This window comes from Moorena sp. SIO3H5, assembly GCF_010692395.1.
Classification (GTDB): Bacteria; Cyanobacteriota; Cyanobacteriia; order Cyanobacteriales; family Coleofasciculaceae; genus Moorena.
Map to the genome: position 1 here is coordinate 1 of NZ_JAAHHS010000633.1, position 2,997 is coordinate 2,997.

General features: G+C 45.3%; 2 protein-coding genes. Both read right to left on the reverse strand.

Translation table 11 applies throughout. The features are described from left to right. Window positions 1-96 precede the first annotated feature (96 nt). Window positions 97-1,518: a cation:proton antiporter gene (locus F6K52_RS34740; protein ID WP_293089524.1), complete on the reverse strand. Its 1,422-nt coding sequence runs from the start codon at window positions 1,516-1,518 to the stop codon at window positions 97-99. Window positions 1,519-1,814: 296 nt separating this feature from the next. Continuing rightward, complete coding sequence (locus F6K52_RS34745; RefSeq protein ID WP_293089525.1) at window positions 1,815-2,771, reverse strand: hypothetical protein; 957 nt, start codon at window positions 2,769-2,771, stop codon at window positions 1,815-1,817. Window positions 2,772-2,997 lie beyond the last annotated feature (226 nt).

Consider the following 2,997-nt stretch of genomic DNA (forward strand, 5'->3'; position numbering starts at 1 on the left):
TTAAAGACAATTATTATTGATGCAGGATTCTTGAAGAATCCTGCATCAATAATAATTGTCTTTAATCACCAAGCTCAGATAGCTTAGCCACAAGTCTCAAGACTCTCCAGCTGTTTCCACCGGCTCAGATGGCTCTTGAAAGACCAACCGCAACAAAGGCGGAGCGACAAAAGTCGTTAAGATAACCATCATGATAATCGCTGCTTCAGTGGATTCTGAGAGAGCACCACTTGCTGAACCAACACCAGCAAAGACTAGCCCCACTTCACCTCTGGGAATCATGCCAACCCCAATAGCCAGACGGTTAATTCCTGATTGACCAAAGACTGTCAATCCTGTGATCACCTTACCAAGAATTGCCACCACAATCAGGAAAGTTGCCAATATCAAACCCTCGCGATTACTGGGAACTGCTGGGTTAAGCACACTCAAATCAGTTTTGGCTCCTACTGTAACAAAGAAGATGGGCACAAGTATATCTGCCACTGGTAGGACCTGTTCTTCCAATTCTCGACGCTTATCCGTCTCTGCCAAGACTAGCCCAGCAGCAAAGGCTCCTAAAATGGCTTCTAATTGGATAGCTGTGGCAATATAGGACAAGACAAAGGCAAAAATGAGTGCTGTCAGTAATACCTGACCTCGGGTTTTCATTTCCTTGACCAAGGCAACGAAATACGGACCGAGGAAGCGACCGATTAGAATTGCTCCAACTAGGAAGACACCAGCACTAATAATCAAATAGATCACATTCGTGATCACGACTTCTCCAGTTTTTGCCAGACTAGCCACCACAGCCAGGACGATAATTCCTAGGACATCATCAAGTACGGCAGCACCAATGATAATTTGCCCTTCTTTAGAACTCAGCTGTCCAATTTCTGCTAGGACTTTAGCGGTAATCCCGATACTAGTGGCAGTTAGGGCAGCACCAGCAAAAATAGCAGGAACAGCAGAAATATGAAATAGGTAAGCTAAACCAGCAGTACCAGCAGCAAAGGGAACAACCACCCCAACTACAGCTACCACAGCGGCCTGCGGACCTACACGGATCAGTTCTTTGAGGTCAGACTCTAGTCCAATTTCAAATAACAGGATGATCACGCCGAGTTCCGCTAAGACGGAAATCACCTCGCTAGTAGACTCAAATACTGAGTTGGTAGCTTCTGGGGTGAGACCAGCGGTAGTTTGGATAAAGCTCATCATTAAAGAATTGCTAGCCGCACTGCCCCCTTCTGGGAAAACTAGCAGATTTAGAGCAGAAACCCCGACAACTACACCACCGACCAATTCCCCTAATACCGGTGGTAAGTTAATCCGAGCACAAATTTCGCCTCCGAGTTTACTGGCGAAGTAGATCACCACTAGACTCAATAGCACTCCGGCAAGCACCAGTGAACCGTTTTCTGCTTCATTAGCAGTGGCTTCAGTTGCTGTTGCCAATAGGGATGGGAGAGGGTGTTCAGGGGGTAGCAATGGTAAGGGGGTGAGGAGATTCACCCAGCCAGTTATATCAGCCATGTAGTTGCGAATAAATCATTCATTATACTTTACAAAAATTATGGCAATCCTTGAGCCTCTAAGGTCTAGTCAGGGGCTCAAACTAAGCTACTATTCTGTCAATTTAGTTTTGAGGGTTAGGTGTTAGGTGTTAGGTATTAGGTGTCAGGTGTTAGGTCTGAGGTGTTAGATGTTGGGTTAACTTCTGATATGTAATGCCTAAGGTAAGCGTGCCTAAGGGTATCGTGGGATCATGCCTAATCAAGCCCGTGGGAAATAACCAGTGTGTCTAGGATAAGAACAACCCAATGGCTTGGTTAAAATAGCTCATGGGGAAAATCATCACATCTTAACCTTTCGTATTCTTTGAGAGCCCACTGATTGTCTTCAGTGTATTTGGTTACCAGCTTAATGCATTGCTGTCTACGTTGATCCTGCTCCTGAGCCTTTTGTTGTGCTTTTTCTCTGGCTATGCGTGTTTGCTCTTGCTGGGCTTGTCGTCTGAGTCGTTGAGCCTCTTGTTGAGCTTGTCGTCTGACTCGTGTTTGCTCTTGCTGGGCTTCTATGGTAGAAATTTTCGCATCTGCCCTGTCTATAATTGGTTCAAGTTGCTTTTGCCAATAGCCAGTAGTCACCCTCCTAGCGTTTTGCTTAGCCTGTTGCCATTTACCTGCCTCCAGGGCTTGAAGTGCTTGTGTGCGAATCGATGCATTCACAGCCCACTCTTGTTTCCATTGGGCAATGGTCTCCGGTAATTTTTGACGAATTAGATTAGTTTCAGGAATGACCTGAGTTAGAGCAATGGCTTCATTGAGCTTCCCTTGTTCCTGATACAGCTTGGTCGCTTTCTGAAATAGGCTGAATGACCACTGATTAATTAACTGTTGTGCGTCTTGGTAAGGAGCACTATCTGGGGTTAGTTTATTGGCCTCGATAATTGCGTCTTTATATTGGTTCGCTGCAGCTAGTATCTTAGCTTTGCCAAATAGTTTCTCGGCGCACTCATTGAAAATTACCTGAGTCTGTTGATATATAGGGGACTTTTCAGGAATAGTTGTGGCTTTATTGATGCATTCTTCATATTCCCGTTGTGATCGGTGCTTCTGAATCTCTTCTAAGCGTAATACTAGATTTCGATAACTTTGCCATTCTTGATATGACCAACCTAGCCCTGCACCAATGACAGCAACTGCTAGCCACATTCCTACCATTCGCAGCCATTGGTTGGTTGGGGGAGAAGACACAGGTGGAATTGAAGGTGGAAGAGATGACACAGGATTTCCTCCTGAGAGTGGATGCTGTGGAATAGTAACTATACTATTTTGAACACATCTATCTGTTTTGTGCTATTGCTGCGGTTGAGTAATGAGACCACTACCCCAAACCCCAAACCCCAAACCCAAAACCCCAAACCCCGTCAGGAATTGTGCATTGTCCCAAAAGTGTCCACTCCCAGACCCTCTAGAACAGAATCCCAACAAAATTAATTCGTCTTTCAGA